The 20151-nt window shown below is 63.8% G+C and carries 17 protein-coding genes; 6 read left to right on the forward strand and 11 right to left on the reverse strand.

The window, feature by feature from the left end; all coding sequences use genetic code 11:
* The first annotated feature begins 270 nt into the window (after positions 1-270).
* Positions 271-2859 (forward strand): MMPL family transporter, encoded by a 2589-nt coding sequence (locus JQ635_RS13225; RefSeq protein WP_211410305.1) that lies wholly within the window; start codon positions 271-273, stop codon positions 2857-2859.
* Here the strand turns inward: JQ635_RS13225 and JQ635_RS13230 are convergent.
* On the reverse strand, positions 2827-3489 hold the full coding sequence (locus JQ635_RS13230; protein WP_211410306.1) for a DUF2147 domain-containing protein: 663 nt from the start codon (positions 3487-3489) through the stop codon (positions 2827-2829). The two genes, JQ635_RS13225 and JQ635_RS13230, sit on opposite strands and share 33 nt — an antisense overlap.
* Before the next feature lie 142 nt (positions 3490-3631).
* Here JQ635_RS13230 and hpnO point away from each other — a divergent pair, with 142 nt between their 5' ends.
* Entirely contained in the window at positions 3632-5023 is a 1392-nt protein-coding gene (hpnO, locus tag JQ635_RS13235; protein ID WP_211410307.1) for an aminobacteriohopanetriol synthase HpnO, read from the forward strand.
* A 10-nt stretch (positions 5024-5033) separates the two neighbouring features.
* Here hpnO and JQ635_RS13240 read toward each other — a convergent pair whose 3' ends face one another.
* The 6 genes from JQ635_RS13240 to JQ635_RS13265 form a co-directional block, all read right to left on the reverse strand.
* Positions 5034-5339 (reverse strand): HigA family addiction module antitoxin, encoded by a 306-nt coding sequence (locus JQ635_RS13240; RefSeq protein ID WP_211410308.1) that lies wholly within the window; start codon positions 5337-5339, stop codon positions 5034-5036.
* A 12-nt stretch (positions 5340-5351) separates the two neighbouring features.
* Positions 5352-5633 (reverse strand): type II toxin-antitoxin system RelE/ParE family toxin, encoded by a 282-nt coding sequence (locus tag JQ635_RS13245; RefSeq protein WP_211410309.1) that lies wholly within the window; start codon positions 5631-5633, stop codon positions 5352-5354.
* Between the two features lie 70 nt (positions 5634-5703).
* Complete coding sequence (locus JQ635_RS13250; RefSeq protein ID WP_211410310.1) at positions 5704-6471, reverse strand: anti-sigma factor family protein; 768 nt, start codon at positions 6469-6471, stop codon at positions 5704-5706.
* Positions 6468-7016: a sigma-70 family RNA polymerase sigma factor gene (locus JQ635_RS13255; RefSeq protein ID WP_211410311.1), complete on the reverse strand. Its 549-nt coding sequence runs from the start codon at positions 7014-7016 to the stop codon at positions 6468-6470. The genes JQ635_RS13250 and JQ635_RS13255 overlap by 4 nt, the downstream gene beginning before the upstream one ends.
* Before the next feature lie 142 nt (positions 7017-7158).
* Positions 7159-7494 carry a cupredoxin domain-containing protein gene (locus JQ635_RS13260; protein ID WP_211410312.1) on the reverse strand — a complete coding sequence of 112 codons (336 nt, stop codon included), beginning with the start codon at positions 7492-7494 and terminating at the stop codon, positions 7159-7161.
* 19 nt (positions 7495-7513) lie between these two features.
* Positions 7514-8458 carry a metallophosphoesterase family protein gene (locus JQ635_RS13265; protein WP_211410313.1) on the reverse strand — a complete coding sequence of 315 codons (945 nt, stop codon included), beginning with the start codon at positions 8456-8458 and terminating at the stop codon, positions 7514-7516.
* Positions 8459-9395: 937 nt separating this feature from the next.
* Here JQ635_RS13265 and JQ635_RS13270 point away from each other — a divergent pair.
* Genes JQ635_RS13270 through JQ635_RS13280 form a run of 3 tightly spaced genes read left to right on the forward strand, consistent with a single transcriptional unit; the run spans position 9396 to position 12551 of the window.
* The gene (locus tag JQ635_RS13270) at positions 9396-10568 is read left to right on the forward strand and encodes an efflux RND transporter periplasmic adaptor subunit (RefSeq protein WP_211410314.1); all 1173 of its coding nucleotides are present in this window, start codon (positions 9396-9398) and stop codon (positions 10566-10568) included.
* Positions 10569-10594: 26 nt separating this feature from the next.
* Positions 10595-11269: an ABC transporter ATP-binding protein gene (locus tag JQ635_RS13275; RefSeq protein WP_211410315.1), complete on the forward strand. Its 675-nt coding sequence runs from the start codon at positions 10595-10597 to the stop codon at positions 11267-11269.
* A gap of 49 nt (positions 11270-11318) precedes the next feature.
* The gene (locus tag JQ635_RS13280) at positions 11319-12551 is read left to right on the forward strand and encodes an ABC transporter permease (RefSeq protein ID WP_211410316.1); all 1233 of its coding nucleotides are present in this window, start codon (positions 11319-11321) and stop codon (positions 12549-12551) included.
* A gap of 27 nt (positions 12552-12578) precedes the next feature.
* On the opposite strand, the gene JQ635_RS13285 is transcribed toward JQ635_RS13280, so the two are convergent.
* Positions 12579-14198, reverse strand: coding sequence for a GMC family oxidoreductase (locus JQ635_RS13285; RefSeq protein ID WP_211410317.1), 1620 nt, complete (start codon positions 14196-14198; stop codon positions 12579-12581).
* 175 nt (positions 14199-14373) lie between these two features.
* Here JQ635_RS13285 and JQ635_RS13290 point away from each other — a divergent pair, with 175 nt between their 5' ends.
* The gene (locus tag JQ635_RS13290) at positions 14374-15546 is read left to right on the forward strand and encodes a M20 aminoacylase family protein (RefSeq protein WP_211410318.1); all 1173 of its coding nucleotides are present in this window, start codon (positions 14374-14376) and stop codon (positions 15544-15546) included.
* Positions 15547-15619: 73 nt separating this feature from the next.
* Here the strand turns inward: JQ635_RS13290 and JQ635_RS13295 are convergent, their stop codons facing one another.
* The 3 genes from JQ635_RS13295 to JQ635_RS13305 all read right to left on the reverse strand — a co-directional run bounded on the left by JQ635_RS13295 (position 15620) and on the right by JQ635_RS13305 (position 20024).
* Positions 15620-17248, reverse strand: a complete 1629-nt coding sequence (locus JQ635_RS13295) for an inorganic phosphate transporter (RefSeq protein ID WP_211410319.1) — start codon at positions 17246-17248, stop codon at positions 15620-15622.
* A 98-nt stretch (positions 17249-17346) separates the two neighbouring features.
* Positions 17347-18789: a UdgX family uracil-DNA binding protein gene (locus JQ635_RS13300; protein ID WP_211410320.1), complete on the reverse strand. Its 1443-nt coding sequence runs from the start codon at positions 18787-18789 to the stop codon at positions 17347-17349.
* The gene (locus tag JQ635_RS13305; RefSeq protein ID WP_211410321.1) at positions 18789-20024 is read right to left on the reverse strand and encodes a putative DNA modification/repair radical SAM protein; all 1236 of its coding nucleotides are present in this window, start codon (positions 20022-20024) and stop codon (positions 18789-18791) included. The genes JQ635_RS13300 and JQ635_RS13305 overlap by 1 nt, the downstream gene beginning before the upstream one ends.
* Positions 20025-20151 lie beyond the last annotated feature (127 nt).

Consider the following 20151-nt stretch of genomic DNA (forward strand, 5'->3'; position numbering starts at 1 on the left):
TATTGGTTCCCCGCCGGCTCAATTTCACGGTACTATAGTATAGGAATTGCCGTGAGCAAAATGGCGACATTTGTGCTCACCCCTTCGTCACTTTCCCGCCTCAACTACCCGGCTATACCCACCGCCCCGCATGATTTTGCCATGGTCTCCCGCCGTTTACCTCGAACCTTCTTGCGGCGAGAACCACTCAAAACAGCAATAGGTTTCGCCCGGGAACTCCGATAAACAGCGGGCGTTTCCGGCAAGCTGTTAACACTAGAAAGAAATGATGTGCTGCAAAGCGTAGTCGTTGCCATCGTCAGGGCCTGCACCCGGCTTGCCTCCCTCGTCGTCGTTCTCGGGCTCCTGCTGTCGGTGGCCGCGGGCTATTACGCTGCGCGCCATTTCGCCATCAACACCGACATCAATTCGCTGATCGCCCAAAATCTCGACTGGCGGCAGCGCGACCAGCAGTTCGACCGTGCCTTCGATCGCGATGCGACGATTCTGGCGGTCGTCGAGGCCAAGACGCCCGAGTTGACGACCGCGGCGGCGGACGCGCTCTATGCGAAGCTGAAAGACGACAAGACCAATTTCGTGTCGATGCAGCAGCTCGGCACCGGCGAGTTCTTCGAGCGCAATGGCCTGTTGTTCCTGCCGACCGAAGAGGTTGCCAAGGCGACCAGTCAGTTCGAATCCGCAGCGCCCCTGATCGAGATCATGGCCGGCGATCCCTCGATCCGCGGCCTGACCGGCGCGCTCGAGACCGGGCTTGCCGGCGTCAAGCGGGGGCAGGTGAAGCTCGACGGCACCGAGCGGCCCTTCAACCAGATCGCGCAGACCGTCGAGACCGTGCTCAACAAGGGCAATGCGACGTTCTCCTGGCGCGAGCTCGTCAGCGACCAGCCGCTGTCGGATTCGGACAAGCGCGCCTTCATCGAGTTCAAGCCGATCCTCGACTACAACGCGCTGGAGCCCGGCAAGGACGCCACGGATGCAATCCGCAAGGCCGCCGCCGACCTCGATTTTCCGACCACATTCCAGGCGCGGGTGCGCCTGACCGGCCCGGTCCCGATCGCGAACGAGGAATACGCCACGGTTCAGGAAGGCGCCGTCGTCAACGGCGTCGGCACCGTCCTCGTCGTGCTGCTCATCCTGTGGCTGGCGCTGCATTCGGCGAAGATCATCTTCGCCGTGTTCGTCAATCTCTTCGTCGGACTCGCGATCACGACGGCCGCCGGCCTGATGATGGTCGGATCATTCAATTTGCTGTCGATCGCGTTCGCGGTGCTGTTCGTCGGCCTCGGCGTCGATTTCGGCATCCAGTACAGCGTCCGCTATCGCTCGGAGCGCTACAAGCACAACGACCTCTCCGGTGCGCTGGTGCTGGCTGCGAAGCGCTCGGCGGTGCCGCTGTCGCTCGCGGCGATGGCGACCGCGGCCGGCTTCCTCTGCTTCATGCCGACCGACTACAAGGGCATCGCGGAGCTAGGCCAGATCGCCGGCGTCGGCATGCTGGTGGCCTTCCTCTCCTCGATCACCGTTCTGCCGGCACTGCTGAAGCTTCTGAACCCGCCCGGTGAGATGGAGCCGGTCGGCTACGCCTTCCTGGCGCCGCTCGATCACTTTCTGGAGAAACACCGCGTCCTGGTCGTCGGCGGCACGCTGCTGCTCGCGCTCGCCGGCCTGCCGCTGCTCTACTTCATGAAGTTCGACTTCAACCCGATGAACCTGCGTAATCCGCGTGCCGAGTCGATCGCGACCTTCCTCGACCTGCGCAAGGATCCCAACACGGGCGCCAATGCCATCAACGTGATGACCACGTCGGAGGAGCAGGCAAGGCAGGTCGAGGCGAGGCTGGAGAAGGTGCCCGAGGTGCTCCGGGTGATGTCGCTCGACAGCTTCGTGCCGCAGGACCAGCAGCCGAAGCTGAAGCTGATCGCGCAGGGCGCCAAGGTGCTGAACCCCGCGCTCAATCCCGATCAGATCGATGCGGCGCCGACGGACCAGGAGAACGTGGACTCGCTGAAATCCTCGGTCGACAATCTGCGCCGGACCGCCGGTGATGCGAAGGGCCCGGGGGCGGTCGCCTCGCGCCGGCTCGCCGATGCGCTCGAGAAGCTCGCCAAAGGCGACGAGGCCACGCGCAACAAGGCGCAGGACGTCTTCGTCACGCCGATGAAGATCGTGTTCGACCAGCTCAGGAATGCGATGCAGGCAGGTCCCGTCACTCTGAGCTCACTGCCGCCCGATCTCGTCAGCGCCTGGAAGAGCAAGGACGGCATCATCCGCGTCGAGGCGCTGCCCAAGGGCGATCCCAACGACAACGACACGCTGCGCAAATTTGCGGCGGCGGTGCTCAAGGCCGAGCCGACCGCGATCGGCGGGCCGGTCTCGATCCTGAAGTCCGGCGACACCGTGGTGAAGGCGTTCATCCACGCCGGCATCTACGCGCTGCTCGTGATCGGCCTCTTGCTGTGGATCACGCTGCGCCGGTTCGTGGACGTGCTGATGACGCTGGTGCCGCTTCTGGTTGCCGGTGCCGTGACGCTCGAGATCTGCGTGTTGATCGGGCTGCCGCTCAACTTCGCCAACATCGTCGCGTTCCCGCTGCTGCTCGGCGTCGGCGTCGCGTTCAAGATCTATTATGTCGTGGCCTGGCGCTCGGGCAGAACAAACCTGCTTCAGACCAGCCTCACGCGAGCAATCTTCTTCAGTGCGCTGACCACGGCGACCGCGTTCGGCAGCCTGTGGCTGTCGAGCCATCCCGGCACGTCCAGCATGGGCAAGCTGCTGGCGCTCTCGCTGGTGACGACGCTCGCCGCCGTGCTGCTGTTCCAGCCGGCCCTAATGGGCAAGCCCCGCAATCTCAGGGAGTAGGCAGATGTCGCCGACCGGGTCGGCGGCGCCCTTCTGACCGGGCTTGGTCGCAGCAGTCTTCGCGGCCGGCGCAGGCGCTGTGGCGCCCGTCGTGGCTTGGGGGGCCTGGGCTGCTTGTTGCGCTGCTTGTTGCGCTCCCTGGGCCTTGGGCGCCGCGCCGGTGGACTTCGGCGCGCCCTTGGCCATGGCATTGGTGGGGCTCAAGGGGATCGGCGGGCCGACCCTGGTCCAGGTCTCGCCGCCACAGAGAAAGCCCATAACGCAGCCCTTGATCTCGAGCTGGTCGGTGCCGACAGGTGTGATGGTCGCGCTGTAGGTCTGGCCGTCTTGCGCGTTATAGACTTGTCCTTCCCACTGATCGGCGCCGGGCTTCTTCTTCATGTCGATCAGGGTCGGCATGCCCAGCGTCGGCCTGTTCTTTTTCGAGACATCCGGGTTGTTCTCGTCGCGGCCGCCGGGCTGCTTTTCCCAGGAAACCGCGCCCCACATGCTGCCATTGCACTGGGCGACGCGGATGTTGGCGACGCCGTCGGCGACCCGCCAGTCGCCGGTGGGGTCGGCGGCGAGGGCCGGGGTCAGGCAGGCGTAACCGCCAGCCAGTATAATTCCGGTGTAAAGGGCCAAACGCATGAGTGTTCCTTGGCAGTGCAACATGATCTAAAAGCTGTGCTTGCGAAGATGGTCCGAAAAAGGGCAAAAGGCCGCACAGACCGTTTTCAGGAACGGTCCGTTTTCAGTTGACGAGACGGCCCTCAACCGAAGTATGTAACGGATGCACAGTCCAAATCCAGACATGTCTCAGCTGTTCGCGGACCGGCAGGCCCAGCGCAGCGCCCTGCATAATCGGTATCTGAACGAGCAGTTCGTCCGGGTCCTCAAGACGATCGGTTACGATGTTGGCTTCCAAAAGGGGCAGGGGCAGTACCTCTACGACCGCGAGGGCGCGCGCTATCTCGACCTGTTGTCCGGATTTGGCGTGTTTGCGATCGGGCGCAACCATCCGGTCATGCGCGAGGCGCTCAAGAGCGTGCTCGATGCCGACCTGCCCAACCTCGTCCAGTTCGACGTCTCGACGCTCGCCGGCGTGCTGGCCGAGCGCCTGCTGAAATACGTTCCCTATCTCGACAAGGCGTTCTTTGCCAATTCCGGCGCCGAATGCGTCGAGGCTGCGATCAAGTTCGCGCGGGGGGCGACGGGGCGTCCCGGCATCGTCTATTGCGCCCACGGCTATCACGGCCTGACCTATGGCGCGCTGTCGCTGACGGGTGATTCGAACTTCCGCACCGGTTTCGAGCCGCTGCTGCCGGGCTGCACCCCGGTCCCGTTCAATGATCTGGCCGCGCTCGAGAAGGCGCTGGCCTCGCGCGAGGTCGCGGCGTTCATCGTTGAGCCGATCCAGGGCAAGGGCGTCAACATGCCCACCGACGAGTTCCTGCCCGGCGCCGCCGCGCTCTGCAAGAAATACGGCACGCTGTTCGTCGCCGACGAGATCCAGACCGGCATGGGCCGCACCGGCCGCTTCCTCGCGGTCGAGCACTGGAACGTCGAGCCCGACATGGTGCTGCTGTCGAAGTCGCTCTCGGGCGGCCACGTGCCTGTTGGCGCGGTGCTGACGCGCAAGGCCATCTTTGACAAGATCTTCAACCAGATGGACCGTGCGGTCGTGCACGGCTCCACCTTCTCCAAGAACGACCTCGCCATGGCCGCGGGCATCGCCACGCTCGACGTGATGGAATCGGAGAAGCTCATCGATGCGGCCGCCAAACGCGGCGCCGAGCTGCGCCTCGCGCTCACGCGCATGGTGCCCGGCTACGAGCTGTTGAAGGAAGTGCGCGGCAAGGGCCTGATGATCGGCATCGAGTTCGGACCGCCGAAGTCGCTGCGCCTGCGGGCCTCCTGGAACGTGCTGGAGGCCGCCAACAAGGGCCTGTTCTGCCAGCTCATCACCGTGCCGCTGTTCAAGGATCACAAGATCCTCACGCAAGTCGCCGGCCACGGCAGCCACACCATCAAGCTGCTGCCGCCGCTCACCATCACCGAGGAAGACTGCAGCTGGATCGAGCGCGCCTTCGACGACGTCATCGCCGGCAGCCACAAGGTCCCCGGCGCGATCTGGTCGCTCGGCAAGACGCTGGTGGACAACGCGGTGAGAAGGTCGGCTTAAGGCCGATCGCTCAGGCCGCCTTGGGCTTGTTCACCGTCTCGATGCGATCGAGTGCTTTGCCCAGATCGCGCTTGGCGATCTGGATGTCGTAATCGTTCTGAAGATTGAGCCAAAGCTCGGCGGTCGTGCCGAGCGCCTTGGCAAGCCGAAGTGCGGTGTCGGCGGTGATTCCGGTCTGCTCACTCGCAATCCGCTCGATACGCGTACGCGGCAGGCCGCATATCTTGGCGAGCGCGCCGGCGGACGTGTCCAGCGGGATCAGAAAATCCTCCCGCAGAACCTCACCAGGATGCATGGGCTTGAGCTTTCTCGCCATCTTCTCGCTCTCTTAGTGATAGTCCACGATCTCGACCTCGGTGGGGCCTTCCGCAGTCCAGATAAAACACACTCGGAGCTGATCGTTGATCCGGATCGAGTGCTGCCCCTTGCGATCGCCTGCCAAAGCCTCAAGACGGTTGCCGGGCGGTGCCCTTAAGTCGCCGAGTTCGGCTGCAGCGTGAAGATAGCGCAATTTCCGGCGCGCAACCTTCACGAGGTCAGCCGGAAAGCCTTTGGGACTTTCGCCGTTAAAGACCGCTTCAGTTGTTTTGTCCCGAAACGTCCTGATCACTGAAGCAGTGTATCATTGTCTGATACATGTGAAAAGGGAAATGTATCAATACGTGATACATCTCCAGGACCTACCCCTCCACATTCGCCTTCATCGCCACCTCGAACTTGTCGACGAACTCGGCGAGCTCGTCGGCGCCGAGATCGCTGACGGCCCAGAAGTTCAGGCCGCGGTTGCCCCAGCGGCGGCAGTTGAAGCCCTGCATGGTCTGGGTCTTTGGTGGCCGGTGCTCGGTGCTCGCGGTTTGCGACACGAACAGATTGATCACGTGCTGCCGGCGCCGGTAGACCACGGCGCCGATGGCGCGGGCATCGATATAGTCGAGCCGGCCGCCGACCAGCGTAAAGCCCTGCGCTGTGAGGTCGATCACGGGCGGGGCGACGTCGAGCTTGCCGTTGAACCAGGGCTTGACGGTGTGCTGATCGGTCGAGACCACGTCGGTGAGGTGGCCGGCCTGGAGCGAGCGCAGATGCGCGGAAACGACCTCCGACAGGATGCGCTGCTGGTCGTCCTGGCGCAGTACCACCGCGACGACGCCGGAGGCGGCGAGCGCGGAGACCGCCGAGCCCATCGCAAAGCCGCGCAGCACGGCGCGGCGGCTCGGCTGCTGGCGCTGCGGCTGAGGCAGTGAGGCTTCGATGCGCGCGCGCAAGGCCGCCGGCGCGGTGTAGCGCAGATCGGTATCTGCTAGCACGCGCTGCATCTCGCGCTGTGCCGCAAGCTCCGCCGCGCAGGCCGGGCAGCTCGCGATATGCGCTTCGACCTCGCGCGCGTGGCCGGCGTCGAGCTCGTTGTCGAGCAGCGCGTGAAGCAGGATCCTCGCTTCGTCGCAGGTCATTTCGCTTGCTCCTCTTCCGCCGTCCAGGCTGCGCGCAGCATGGCGCGGGCGCGGGCGAGGCGGGACATCACGGTGCCGACGGGAACGCCGACGGCCTCGGCGATTTCACGATAGGACAGGTTGTTGATCTCGCGCAGCACGAAGGTTTCCTTAAAGGGTTCGGCGAGCGCGTCGATCAGCTTGCGGATCGCGCCGGCATCGCGGCTGCGCAGCACTTCGGTCTCGGGGCTCGCCTCGGTCTCCTGCCAGAGCGGCGTCTGCTCGTCTGCGCCGGGCGTGTCCTCGATTGCGCTCGGCCGGTGCGCGCGCCGCGCATATTCGGCGTTGCAGACGTTGCGCAGGATGGCGAACAGCCAGGGTTTCATCGCCGGGCCGCGGTAGCTGTCGAAATGCTTCAGCGCGCGCAGATAGCACTCCTGCACCGCGTCCTCGGCGTCGGAGGCATCGCGCAGCAGGTAGCGCGCGAGCGTGTAGACGTCGTCGAGATAGGGCAGCGCCGCCTCGCGGAAGCGTTGCGCCTTCTGCACATCGTCGGTGGCGGGCATCGCTCCTCGCTTTGCCTCTTGTTCTGCCTGCGGCTTCGTTTCGTCTCTGTTCGTCTTGCCCGGGTGTGTGACCGCGGGCACACGAGCCCGGCCGGCGTGGGACCACCGGCCGGGCAAGACGTTGATGCCTTGGTTGAAGACGTTACTCAACCTTGATCATCCCCGTCATGTGCGGGTGCAACGAACAAAAATATTTGTAGTCGCCCGCGTTGGTGAAGGTGAAGGAGAACTTGTCGTCGGTGTCCAGGGTCTTGGACCTGAACTTGCCGGCCGACACGATGGTGTGCGGGATATCGTCCCGGTTGGTCCAGGTCACGGTGGTGCCGGCCTTGATCTTGAGCTCGGCCGGCTGGAACACGAAATTGTCGATATGGATTTCCATGTCATCGGCGCGGGCTTTTGTTGCGGGCAACAGGATGGCCGCGGCCAGAGCGAGACCGAAATCGACACCGAAGTCGCGGCGATTGAGAGTTTTCATTGTCAGCTTCCGTTCAGCCTTAGCCCTGGAGCGGCGTGTCGATGATCGCGAGCCGCTGCTCGTTCTGCTTGAAGTTGATGCTGGCTACCCCGAGCATGGAGCGCAGCCTTGCGTCCTCGACCTTCATCGGGCCAGGTGAGGGCGCTGCGCCCGGAGCCGGCTGCGGGAAGGCGGTCGAGCGCGCGGTGTGGAAGGTGACGTTGCCCTCGACTTTCTGCATCACCTGGTGGATGTGCCCATTCAGCACGGTGACCGAGCCAAAACCCTTGACGTGTTCGAGCGCGCGGCCGCCGTCCTCGGTGCCCCAGCCCCATTCGGGATAGACGGTCCAGAGCGGGATGTGGGCGAACAGCACGATCGGCGTCGATTTCGACTTGCCGCGCAGGTCGTCCTCGAGCCAGGCGAGTTGCTCGGCGCCGAGATTGCCGAGACCGCCGGCCTTGAGGTCGACGACGTTGACGAGGCCGACGAAGTGCACGCCGCCGGCGTCGAACGAGTACCAGCCGTGGCCCTTGGTGCCGCGGCCGTAGCGCTCGCGATAGAGCTTCACCTCCTCGTCGATGAAGTCGTGCTCGCCGGGGACGTAGTGCACGTCGAGCTTGGTCTGCGAGATGATGCGCTCGGCGTTGTCGAACTCGGCGGCTTTCGACAGATGCGTGATGTCGCCGGTGTGGATCATGAACGAGGGCTTTGCCGGCATCGCGTTGATCTTGTTCACGGCCTCCTCCAGCGTGCCGAGCGCGTTGGGATTGGCCGGCTTGTCGAAGCCGACATGGCTGTCGCTGATCTGGAGGAAGCTCATGCCGGGCGCAGCCGCGGTCGCGGCGTCAGCGGAATCGATGATGCCGAGCGAGCGCGGCACGCCGCCCGTGACGGTCCAGAGCACCCCGGTGCCGGCCCAGGTCATGCATTCGAGCACCTTACGGCGGCTGACGCCGTCACCCCCGTGATCTTGTCCGCTCATCGCGCCTCTCCACGTCGCCCGGAATTGGGCTTCGGGGAGGTGATCGGGGCAGGGGGAGGCTTATTCCCGGATGCGATGACGTTTTCGTGAAGGATGTCTCGTGCCGGACGCGGTGCGACGCGGAGCGTTGCAGTGCGGAGCCGCAGTCCGGTGCTCGCTCACCGCGCCGCGTCCGCGAAACGAGCGTGGCGCGAGGGCGACATGTCGGCCGTGTTCAAGAACCATCACCGCGCATTGCTCCGGCATCCCCGTGGGGAATGCCGTGGTCCCTCCAACGTTTCTGACTTGTGTGTCAGAAACCAACCCATCGTCATGGAGCCATTGAACTCTATTTCGGGAAAATTAGGAACTGCCCGAGATCGATTGCATTCAAGCGTTGCTGAGTCATCTAACGATTGGTGCTCTTGGCATTCGCAAAATCACAGAGGAGTTGATGATGACGAGACTTGCGATCCTTGCGGCAGGCGTATCATTGTTTGCAGTCTCTTGCCCGAGCTATGCGGCAGACCACCTGTTCACCGCCGTGGCTGCCGGCGGGCTGTCGGCGACGAGCCAACCATTCGTGAATGGGACCAATAATCCGGGGCGATCGGGTGATGACGTCCCAGGTCAAGGCAGCGTGTTTCAGGGCGAGGATCACACCGTCCCGGCAACGGATACGACGACCGGGGTGAAGGCTCTTAAGACACCTCCGCCGGCGTTGAGCGGGACGAAGACTGTGCCCACAGGCAGCCCTTTGGTGCCCTAATCCAGCCGACTGCGATCGCTTCGGATCGCGCCAAGACGGCGCGATCAGCCTTAAGTCTTCTGGTCTGATCGCGCCGCCTGCAGCATCGCCAACGAGGGGGCAACGTTCAGCGTGGAGCGCCGCAAGAGCTAATGCGGCGAGATTAACATTCGCACGGACAATCAACCGAGTTTGCCTCGAAGCCTTCTGATGCGCGCAGCACTGGGAGGCGCTGCGATTGCTGTTGCGTATCCGCTGTGGGCGCCCGATAGCCCGGTCTCAGCAATCGGGAATGACGGTGACAATCTGCGCTATGTCAGTATCACGCGCGATAACGTTGTTCAGAACGTCACTGCTGCTGGAACGCTCGAAGCCGTGGATACCGTCGAGGTCAGCTCACAGCTGTCGGGTCAGGTCGCCAAACTGATGGCTGACTACAATTCCCGCGTTCGCGCCGGCGAACCGCTTGCGGCGCTTGACAGCGCGACCTTTGAAGTCCTGCTCAAGGAAGCGGAGGCTGCACTCGCGGTCGCGCTGGCACAATACGAGGAGGCGAAGGCAGCCGTCGAGGGCACACAAGCACACCACGATGATGCCTTGCGAGATCTTCAGATCAAGACCGCGCTCAGCAAGACCGGCAGTGTTTCCCAGCGCGAGGCCGAGCGGGCAGAGATGACGGCACGCGCGAGCGCAGCGGAATTGTCCGCAACCAGGGCGCGCGAGCAGGTGCGCGCGGCCGGGGTAATGGCTGCGCGGGCTTCTCTCGAACGGGCTCGGCTTGACCTTGAAAGAAGCACCATCAAGTCACCGATCGACGGGGTCGTCATTCGGCGCAGCGTCGAGCTTGGCCAGACGCTGGCTGCAAGCCTGCAGGCGCCGACACTCTTCACCATCGCGCGTGATCTTTCGGACATGCGCGTCAATGCATTCGTCAGCGAGGCCGATATCGGTGCGGTGCGAACCGGGCAGCGTGTTTTTTTCGGCATCGATTCCTATCCAGGTCGCGCGTTCGAGGGGCGCGTGCTCGAGCTTCGGAAGGCAGCACGAATGGTACAAAACGTCGTGACTTACACTGTGATGATTTCGGCGCCCAATCCGGACGATTTGCTGCTTCCGGGAATGACTGCCGACGTCCGCATCCTGGTTCAAGAGCATCAAGATGCGATGGTAGTGCCCAACGCTGCGCTGAACTTCCGTCCGACCCGGGCGGGCGGAAACAACAGTTCGCCCGGTCAGGGGGTGATCTGGGTCCGCTCGAAATCGGGTCAATTGGCTCCAGCCACGGTGTCACTCGGTGCGACCGGAGATTCGCTCACTGAGATCCAGTCGCCAGACGTCAAGATAGGGGAACAGGTTGCCGTCAGTTATCGGAGTAAACCCTAGATTGGAGCCGGTTGGCCGGTTAGCGCATGCGATCGCTCGTCACCCTCGACCATATCCACAAGCAACACCGGCTCGGTGACCAGATTGTTCACGCATTGCTTGACGTAAGCCTGAAGATCGATCGCGGAGAGTTCGTTGCGATCATGGGCCCGTCGGGATCGGGAAAATCGACATTGCTTTCGATCCTCGGTTGCCTCGATCATCCTTCACGCGGGCGCTATCTTCTCGATGACGAAGATGTCTTCGTTCAATCGAAGGTTCGCTTGAGCGAACTGCGAAACCGGCGCATCGGGTTCATCTTTCAAAACTTCAACTTGCTGCCTCGGCTGACCGCGCTCGAGAACGTCGGCTTGCCGCTGTTCTACCGGCGCGAGCCGCTGCGGAATCCGACCGCGCGGGCACGCGCTGCGCTCGAGCAGGTGGGGCTGGGCGGCCGAATGCACCATGTGCCCGCCCAGCTTTCGGGGGGTGAGCAGCAGCGCGTTGCCGTCGCGCGTGCGATCGTCAACGGCCCCGACCTTCTCCTGGCCGACGAACCGACCGGGGCACTGGACACGAGCACGCGCGATGCCATTCTCGCGCTTCTTGGCGAACTGCAGTGCGCAGGTCTCACGGTCGTGCTTGTGACCCACGATTCCGAGGTCGCGGCGTGCGCGTGGCGCACGATCAGGCTGCGGGACGGTGCAATTGTCGGTAACTAGGGATAGGACGTGATGGTACCTCATGAGCTTTGACCGGCGTGAGGCTTCAATGCGAACATTCAGTTATATCTATCTGGCGTTTCGGTCGGTGCGTGCGCACATATTGCGCTCCATTCTCGCAGTGACCGGCATTGTCATCGGTGTCGCTGCTGTCCTGATCGTGGTCGCGGTGGCGGAGGGGGCGCGGGCCGAGATTTCGCGCCAGATCAACTCGCTTGGATCAAATCTGCTGCTCGTGCAACCTGGCGCGCAAGTCGCGCAGGGCGTACGACAGCAGGCTGGTACCATCCTTTCGCTCACGGCGGGCGATGCAATCGCTGTCGCTCGCGGGGTGCCCGAGGTTGTCGTCGCGGCACCATTCGTCGGTGAGCAGAAGACGACGATATCAGGAGACCTGAACTGGTCGACGCTTGTTGCCGGCGTGACGCCCGGTTTTTTTGAAGCGCGCGAGTGGAGGCTGGCAGAAGGTCAGCTGTTCAACGACGACCAAGTCGCATTGGCTGCAAAAATAGCCGTCATTGGTCGTACCGTCGCGCGTGAGCTGTTCCGGGGCAGTGACCCACTTGGTCGTTTCGTTCGGATCGAACGCTCGTCCTATCTCGTGATCGGGACGCTCGCCGAGAAGGGGCAGGATTTTACGGGCCGAGACCAGGATGACGTCATGTTCATTCCGCTGTCGTCGGCGAGAATCTTCACCATCGGACGCAGTCAGGCCAATCTCGATGTCGTGCATTCGATTCTGGTGAAGACTGAATCCGCTCAGTCGATGCCTGCGGCAGAAACTGCGATTGCGCGCGTCCTGCGGCAACGTCACAAGATTGTCGGGCGCAAGGCCGACGATTTCCGGATTCAGAATCTCATTCAGGTCGCCCAGACTCGTGACCGAGCCTATCGCCAGTTCACGTTGCTGGTGTCCACGCTTGCAGGAATCTCATTGCTGGTCGGCGGCATTGGGGTGATGAACATCATGCTCGTGTCGGTGACCGAACGGATCAATGAAATAGGTATTCGACTGGCATTCGGCGCCCGACCACAGGACATCCGTCGACAGTTTCTGTTGGAAGCGGTGCTGCTCTGCACGATCGGCGGTTTGTTGGGATTGATCGTTGGCTATGCCTGCGCGCGCGTGGTCCCTTGGGCGCTGGGTTGGCCGATCGAGTTCAACGAAGCGATGGCGCTGATCGCGGTCGCCTGCTCAAGTCTCGTCGGGACCGTCTTCGGTCTGCTGCCCGCTGAGCGGGCTGCGCGTTTGGATCCTGCGGTGGTATTGAGATCTGCGTAATGGTTCGCGCGGCGGACCGCGGCGTCCCTATCGCGCATCCTCCAGAATCATCGTAGCACCCTTCTCTGCGATCATCGCGGTCGGCGTGTTGGTGTTGCCCGAGGTGATGGTCGGCATGATCGAGGCATCGACGACGCGCAGGCCGCTGAGTCCGTAGAAGCGCAGCCGTTCGTCGACCACGGCCATCGGATCGTTCGCCGTGCCCATCTTTGCCGTGCCGACAGGGTGGAAAATGGTGGTGCCGATATCGCCGGCGGCTTTTGCCAGCGAGGCGTCATCGTCGCCGACGGAGGGGCCGGGCAGATATTCGCTGGGGTGATATTTCGCGAGTGCCTTCTGCTGCATCAGGCGTCGCGTGGTGCGGATGGCGTCGGCGGCGACCTGGCGGTCGTCGTCGGTCGACAGGTAGTTTGGCGCGATGATCGGCTTCTCGTCAGGCGTTGTCGCGCGCAGCCGCACGGTGCCGCGCGAGGTCGGCTGCAGATTGCAGGCGCTGACCGTGATCGCGGGGAAGCGGTGCAGCGGATCGCCGAACTTGTCGAGTGACAGCGGCTGCACGTGGAACTGGATGTTGGCGCGGGAGCGCGTCGCGTCGGAGCGCGTGAAGATGCCGAGCTGCGACGGCGCCATGGTCAGGGGACCGCGCCGGCGGAAGGCGTAGTCGAGCCCCATCAGGCCGCGGCGGAACAGATTGTAATAGGTCTCGTTCAGCGTGCGCACGCCCTCGACCTTGTAGATCGCCCGCTGCTGCAGATGATCATGCAGATTGCGACCGACGCCGGGCTTGTCCATGACGATGTCGATGCCCAATGGCGACAGCCAGTCGGCGGGGCCGATGCCGGAGCGGTGCAGCACCTGCACCGAGCCGATCGCGCCGGCCGAGAGGATCACCTCGCGCTTCGCACGCGCCTCGATGATCTCGCCGTTCTGGATGAATCGCACGCCGACGGCGCGGCCCTGCTCGATGATGAGACGGTCGACCAGCACGTGCTTCTCGAGCCGCAAATTGGGACGGTTCAGCGCGGGCTTGAGGAAACCGCGCGCCGACGACCAGCGCCGGCCGCGCTTCTGGTTGACGTGGAAATAGCTGGTGCCTTCGTTGTCGCCGGTGTTGAAATCCGGGATGCGCTTGATGCCCATCTCCTCGGCAGCGTCACCGACGGCGTCGAGAACGGCCCATGACAGCCGCGGTGCCTCGATGCGCCAGCCGCCGCCGACACCGTGATGCTCGCTCGCGCCCAGGAAGTGATCCTCGATCCGCCTAAACAGCGGCAGCACGTCATCATAGCCCCAGCCGGTCATGCCGAGCTGACGCCAGTGATCGTAGTCGGCGGCCTGGCCGCGCATCGAGATCATGGCGTTGATCGCCGAGCAGCCGCCGATGACCTTGCCGCGGGGATAGGCCAGCGCGCGGCCGTTCAGCCCCGGCTCGGCCTCGGTCTTGAACATCCAGTCCGAGCGCGGATTGCCGATCGCGAAGAGGTAGCCGACCGGAATGTGGAACCAGATCCAGTTGTCGTCGCCGCCCGCTTCAAGGACGAGCACCCGATTGCGGGAATCGGCCGAGAGCCGGTTGGCGATGATGCAGCCGGCCGTGCCGGCTCCGACGACAATGTAGTCAAATTCACCTTCGAGCCGTCTCGGCATTCTGCTTCCACCCGGATGGTCACTTTAACGTCCGTCCTAATAGGCAGACCCGCCGGACCGGGACAAGCCCGGCCATGCCTGTTCGTCAGGGCCAGACCCCGATCCCGGGGAGTTGGGTGGACTGGCGCTTGCATGGTAGACAGTCCTGTATTCCCAACAAAGCTTGAGACCCTCCATGCCCATCGTGAACCGTGTCGCCGACCTTCAACCCGATATTCAGGCCTGGCGCCGGGACATCCATGAGCATCCCGAGCTGCTCTATGACGTCCACCGCACCGCAGCATTCGTGGCGGACCGGCTGCGCGAGTTCGGCTGCGATGAGGTCGTGACTGGCCTCGGCCAGACCGGCGTGGTCGGCGTGATCAAGGGCAGCAAGCCGGCCGGCGACGGGCTCAAGGTGATCGGCCTGCGCGCCGACATGGATGCGCTGCCGGTGGAGGAGCAGACCAACCTGCCTTACGCCTCCAAGACCCCGGGCAAGATGCACGCCTGCGGCCATGACGGCCACACCGCGATGCTGCTCGGGGCCGCCCGCTACCTCGCCGAGACCCGCAACTTCGCCGGCGATGCGATCGTGATCTTCCAGCCCGCCGAGGAGGGCGGCGCCGGCGGCGCGGCCATGGTCAAGGACGGCCTGATGGAACGCTTCGGCATCGAGCAGGTCTACGGCATGCACAACGGCCCGGGCATCCCGATCGGCTCGTTCGCGATCCGGCCGGGTCCGATCATGGCGGCGACCGACGAGGTCGACATCATGATCGAGGGCCTCGGCGGCCATGCCGCGCGTCCGCACAAATGCATCGATTCCGTGCTGGTCGGCGCGCAGGTGATCACGGCGCTGCAGTCGATCGTGGCGCGCAGCGTCGATCCGCTGGAATCGGCGGTGATCTCGATCTGCGAATTCCACGCCGGCAACGCCCGCAACGTCATTCCGCAGACCGCGACGCTGAAGGGCACCATCCGCACGCTGTCGCCGGAGGTGCGCAAGCTGGTTGAGAAGCGCGTGCACGAGGTGGTGGCGGGCGTGGCGCAGATCACCGGCGCCAAGATCGATCTGCACTACAAGCGCAACTATCCCGTGGTGAACAACCATGCCGCCGAGACCGAGGTGGCGCGGCGCATTGCCAAGCAGGTCGCGGGCGAAGCCAATGTGCACGAGATGCCGCCGCTGATGGGCGGCGAGGATTTCGCCTACATGCTGGAAGCGCGCCCCGGCGCCTTCATCTTCTGCGGCAACGGCGACAGCGCCGGCCTGCATCACCCCGCCTACAATTTCAACGACGAGGCGATCGTGTTCGGCACGTCCTACTGGGTGAAGCTGGTCGAGGAATCGCTGGCGGCGTCTTAAGGCCGATTTCCTCGCACAAACGAAAAGGGCCCGTGCATCGCACGGGCCCTTTGTTCTTGAGTGATGCGGTGGCTCAGAAGATCCGCGAGAAGATCACGTAGAGCGTGGCCGACAGCATGATCGCGCAGGGCAGCGTCAGCACCCACGCCATCAGCAGGTTGCGGATCGTGGACCACTGCAGGCCCGAACCGTTCGCCGCCATGGTGCCGGCGACGCCCGAGGACAGCACGTGGGTGGTCGAGACCGGCAGGCCGAACACGTCGGCCGCGCCGATCGTGGCGGCGGCCACGAGCTCGGCGGAGGCACCCTGCGCATAGGTGAGATGGCTCTTGCCGATCTTCTCTCCGACGGTGACGACGATGCGCTTCCAGCCGATCATGGTGCCGAGGCCGAGCGCGATCGCGACCGCGATCTTCACCCAGTTCGGGATGAACTTCGTGGCGGCATCGAGCGAGCCCTTGTAGGCGTTGAGGGTCGCGATCTCCTCCTTGTTCAGATCGTTCTCCTTGTCCTTCATCAGGAAGCGGATCGCTTCCGAGGTCATGTACATGTCGTTGCGGGTGTTGCCGACGGCTTCCGCCGGCACCTTGTTCAGCGTGCCGTATTTGGCGACCTGGTCGCCGACATCCTTCACCAGCACGGCGAGCGAGGGATAGGTGCCTTCGTTGATGTGATGCAGCGCGATGTACTGCGTCACCGCCGGACGGGGATCGCCGATGATGCTGTGGCCGGCGCCCTTGGCCGAGATCACCCTGGCGGCGGCGTCCGAGGTCTTCTGGAACTGGGCGACCTGGGATTCCGGCAGCGCGCGGTTGAGCGCGTAGGCAGTCGGCACGGTGCCGATCAGGATCAGCATGATCAGGCCCATGCCCTTCTGGCCGTCGTTCGAGCCGTGCGCGAAGCTGACGCCGGTGCAGGTCAGGATCAAGAGGCCGCGGATCCAGAGCGGCGGCGCCTTGTTGCCTTCGGGCGCAGCATAGAGCGCCGGGTTACGCACGATGAACTTGAGCGCGAGCAGCAGCACGGCGGCGCAGATGAAGCCGACCAACGGCGACAGCAGCAGCGCATAGCCGATCTCGGTGGCCTTGCTCCAGTCCACGCCCGAGGTGCCGTCGCGGCCGCGCATGACGGCGTTGGCGATGCCGACGCCGATGATAGAGCCGATCAGCGTGTGCGAGGACGAGGCGGGCAGGCCGAAGAACCAGGTGCCGAGATTCCACAGGATCGCGGCGATCAGCAGCGCGAACACCATGGCGAAGCCGGCGCTGGAGCCGACCTGGAGGATCAACTCGACCGGCAGCAGCGAGACGATGCCGAAGGCGACCGCGCCGGAGGACAAGAGCACGCCGAGGAAATTGAAGAAGCCCGACCACATCACGGCGACTTCAGCCGGCAGCGAATGGGTGTAGATCACGGTCGCCACCGCATTGGCGGTGTCGTGGAAACCGTTGACGAACTCGAAGCCGAGCGCGATCAGCAGGGCGACGAACAATAGGATGTAGGGCAGGAAGGTCGTGACCCGCGTGCCGGTGGCGTTGACATCGGCATAGATGCTGTAGGCGACGAACAGCAGGCCCGCGGCGAGGATACCGAAGAACAGGATCATCGTCAGCGGGTTGAAGCCCTTGTCGAGATTGGGCCGGGAGGCTGGCTGGATCGGCGCGGGATCGGCTACCGCGCGGTCGAATGCTACATCGGTCATGTCAGGACGCCCCTTAACTTTCAGGTAAGGGTATTGTCCGCGATGGATTTGAAGGCTGGATGACAAGCGGTGGTTGAAAAGCGCTTTACCACCAGTATTTAGGCCGCGCGCGCGGATTTCCTCTGCAGGCCGGCGGCGATCTTCAGGTCTTCGACAAAGCGCTGATATTCCAGCGCCTTGGCCTCCGGATCGGGCAGCCGCAGCAGATAGGACGGGTGCACCGTCACCAGCGCCTTGCGGCCATCGGGAAGGTCGATGAGCCGGCCGCGGTTCTTGCCTATGGGAGTGATCTTGCCGAACACGCTCTGCGCGGCGGTTGCGCCCATTGCCACGATGAGGTCGGGCTGGATTGCCGAAACCTCCCGCTCATACCATTGCCGGCACGCCCGGATCTCCGGCGTATTCGGCTTCTGGTGCAGGCGGATCTTTCCGCGCGGCACGAATTTGAAGTGCTTCACCGCGTTGGTGACATAGACCTTCTTGCGGTCGACGCCTGCCTCCTCGAGCGCGCGGTCGAGCATCTGGCCGGCCGGGCCGACGAAGGGATGGCCGGCGAGGTCTTCCTTGTCGCCGGGCTGCTCGCCGACCAGCATGATATTGGCATTCTTCGGGCCCTCGCCGAACACGGTCTGGGTCGCGTCCTTGTAGAGTGGGCAGGCGCGACAATGCGCGGCTTCCTTGCGGAGCGCTTCGAGATCGTCGGCAGCAAGCTTGCGTGTCATCGGAGCCTCCGGCCGCTTCTGAGGCTTGTGCGGATCGGTTGCGGCATTGGCGATCATGGCGCCGGTCATGCGCTCGGCATCCTCGATCAGGGGCTTAATGATCGAAGCCTCGGGCAGGTTCCTCCAGTATTTCTTCGGCATCTCGGCCTGCATCGCCTTCACCTTGAGCCGGGCTGGATTGAAGATGCTGGCGTAGTAACGCCGCCAGGTTTCCTCGAGCCGGTCTTCGTTCGGTGCTTCGCTCTTGCTGACACCCGGCGTGAACGAGAGCGCGTGGCCGTCCCAATGAGCGCACAGATCGGGCGTCAGGATCGACCAGGGCATGTCGGCAAAGCGTTTTGCGAAGAACGGCGCTGCGAGCTCGACGATGTGATGCTCCGGCTCGAACCAGGCAACGTAGTATGCGTCGCGTTCCCGACCGATCTCGCGGAAGCGCACGAAGGCATGCATCTTGTGCTCGTCGCGATGGACGGCTCTTGCCATCGCCGTGACCTGCGCGACATCAGGATCGGTCGCGACCTCGATGAGATCGTGGTTGTCCTTGAGCCGGAACAGCAGGCGATAGAGGATGGCAAAGCGTTGGGGATCGCGATGCAGGATCGCGGCCTTCGCCAGCTCGACGAATTTTGCCGATACGTTGAAGGTGCCGTCGTTCACCTCGAGGATCGGAGACGGTGCGGGTGGCGCAAATAACTCGGCTTCGCCGCCTTTCACGGTCCAGGTGACATCGCCGGGCTGCATGTGGTGAAGCACGAGGCTACGCGCGGCTTTGCGCCAGCCGTCGAAATCGGTTTCGGTATCGAGGGTGATGTACTGCATCAGAAGCCAAATCCCAGTTGCGTTGCTTTCGGCTTGAACCGCTCGATCAGCCCGGCGGCATCGAGACGATGTGGGGCGGGGCGGTGATCGCTGAGGACGATGAACGGCAGCGCCTTGTTGCGGGGCACATGCAGCCGCGCGAGATCGGCGAGGCGGATCGTGGTGGTGCGCCGCGTCGCGATGATGCGCTCGACTGCCTTGGTGCCGAAGCCGGGCACGCGCAGCAGCTCCTCGCGGCTGGCGCGGTTGACGTCGAGCGGGAAGCGGTCGCGATGGCGCAGCGCCCAGGCGAGCTTTGGGTCGATGTCCAGCGGCAGCATGGCGCTGTCGTCGACGATCTCGCCGACGTCGAAACCGTAGAACCGCATCAGCCAGTCGGCCTGGTAGAGCCGGTGCTCGCGCAGCAGGGGCGGTGCGCGCAAGGGCAGTGCGCGGCTCGCATCGGGGATCGGGCTGAAGGCGGAGTAGTAGACGCGCCGCAGTTTGTATGAGCCGTAGAGATTGGCGCTGGTGTGGAGAATGGTGTGATCGGAGGCCGTATCGGCGCCGACGATCATCTGCGTGCTCTGGCCGGCCGGCGCGAAGCGCTGCGGTTTTGCCTTCGTCTTTGCGCTGCGATCTTCCTCGGCCTCGTCGAGCTTCAGCCGCAGCCGGCCCATGGTGCGGCGGATCGCACGCACGTCCTTCTCGGGCGCGAATTGCTTAAGGCTCGTCTCCTGCGGCATCTCGATGTTGATGGACAGGCGATCGGCATATTTGCCGGCTTCCGCGATCAGCGCGTCGTCGGCCTCGGGAATGGTCTTCAGGTGGATATAGCCGCGGAAGTGATGCTCCTCGCGCAGCTTGCGCGCGACGCTCACCACCTGCTCCATGGTGTAGTCGGGGCTGCGGATGATGCCGGAGGAGAGGAACAGGCCCTCGATGTAATTGCGCCGGTAGAAGTCGAGCGTCAGCTTGACCACCTCGTCGATGGTGAAGCGGGCGCGCGGCACGTTGGAGGAGGCGCGGTTGACGCAATAGAGGCAATCGTAGTTGCAGGCGTTGGTCAGCAGCACCTTGAGCAGCGAGATGCAGCGTCCGTCCGGCGCGTAGGAATGGCAGATGCCCATGCCGGGCGCGGTCGAGCCCATGCCCTTGCCGTCGCTGGAATCCCGCTTCTCGGTGCCGCTGGAGGCGCAGGACGCGTCGTATTTGGCGGCATCCGCCAGAATCTCCAGCTTGCGTTGTACGTCCATGCCTATATCCCTTTGATTCCGCTGAAGAATCAACGAATCCGCCAATTCGATTGACTCCCCGGCCGCCGTTAGCTTTATATTAGAACATATCATGAACAAATGAGCCAGCCGTTGGTTCTCTTTTGGA

Origin of the sequence: Bradyrhizobium iriomotense, assembly GCF_018130765.1 — a bacterium.
GTDB lineage: Bacteria > Pseudomonadota > Alphaproteobacteria > Rhizobiales > Xanthobacteraceae > Bradyrhizobium > Bradyrhizobium iriomotense_A.

Coding starts and splice junctions, on each gene's coding strand:
- JQ635_RS13265 (WP_211410313.1), bottom strand. CDS start 8,458: ATGAGCGGACAAGATCACGGGGGTGACGGCGTCAGCCGCCGTAAGGTG.
- JQ635_RS13295 (WP_211410319.1), bottom strand. CDS start 17,248: ATGACCGATGTAGCATTCGACCGCGCGGTAGCCGATCCCGCGCCGATC.
- JQ635_RS13285 (WP_211410317.1), bottom strand. CDS start 14,198: ATGCCGAGACGGCTCGAAGGTGAATTTGACTACATTGTCGTCGGAGCC.
- hpnO (WP_211410307.1), top strand. CDS start 3,632: ATGCACAGTCCAAATCCAGACATGTCTCAGCTGTTCGCGGACCGGCAG.
- JQ635_RS13240 (WP_211410308.1), bottom strand. CDS start 5,339: ATGGCGAGAAAGCTCAAGCCCATGCATCCTGGTGAGGTTCTGCGGGAG.
- JQ635_RS13270 (WP_211410314.1), top strand. CDS start 9,396: ATGCGCGCAGCACTGGGAGGCGCTGCGATTGCTGTTGCGTATCCGCTG.
- JQ635_RS13230 (WP_211410306.1), bottom strand. CDS start 3,489: ATGCGTTTGGCCCTTTACACCGGAATTATACTGGCTGGCGGTTACGCC.
- JQ635_RS13260 (WP_211410312.1), bottom strand. CDS start 7,494: ATGAAAACTCTCAATCGCCGCGACTTCGGTGTCGATTTCGGTCTCGCT.
- JQ635_RS13305 (WP_211410321.1), bottom strand. CDS start 20,024: ATGGACGTACAACGCAAGCTGGAGATTCTGGCGGATGCCGCCAAATAC.
- JQ635_RS13250 (WP_211410310.1), bottom strand. CDS start 6,471: ATGACCTGCGACGAAGCGAGGATCCTGCTTCACGCGCTGCTCGACAAC.
- JQ635_RS13300 (WP_211410320.1), bottom strand. CDS start 18,789: ATGCAGTACATCACCCTCGATACCGAAACCGATTTCGACGGCTGGCGC.
- JQ635_RS13255 (WP_211410311.1), bottom strand. CDS start 7,016: ATGCCCGCCACCGACGATGTGCAGAAGGCGCAACGCTTCCGCGAGGCG.
- JQ635_RS13275 (WP_211410315.1), top strand. CDS start 10,595: ATGCGATCGCTCGTCACCCTCGACCATATCCACAAGCAACACCGGCTC.
- JQ635_RS13280 (WP_211410316.1), top strand. CDS start 11,319: ATGCGAACATTCAGTTATATCTATCTGGCGTTTCGGTCGGTGCGTGCG.
- JQ635_RS13290 (WP_211410318.1), top strand. CDS start 14,374: ATGCCCATCGTGAACCGTGTCGCCGACCTTCAACCCGATATTCAGGCC.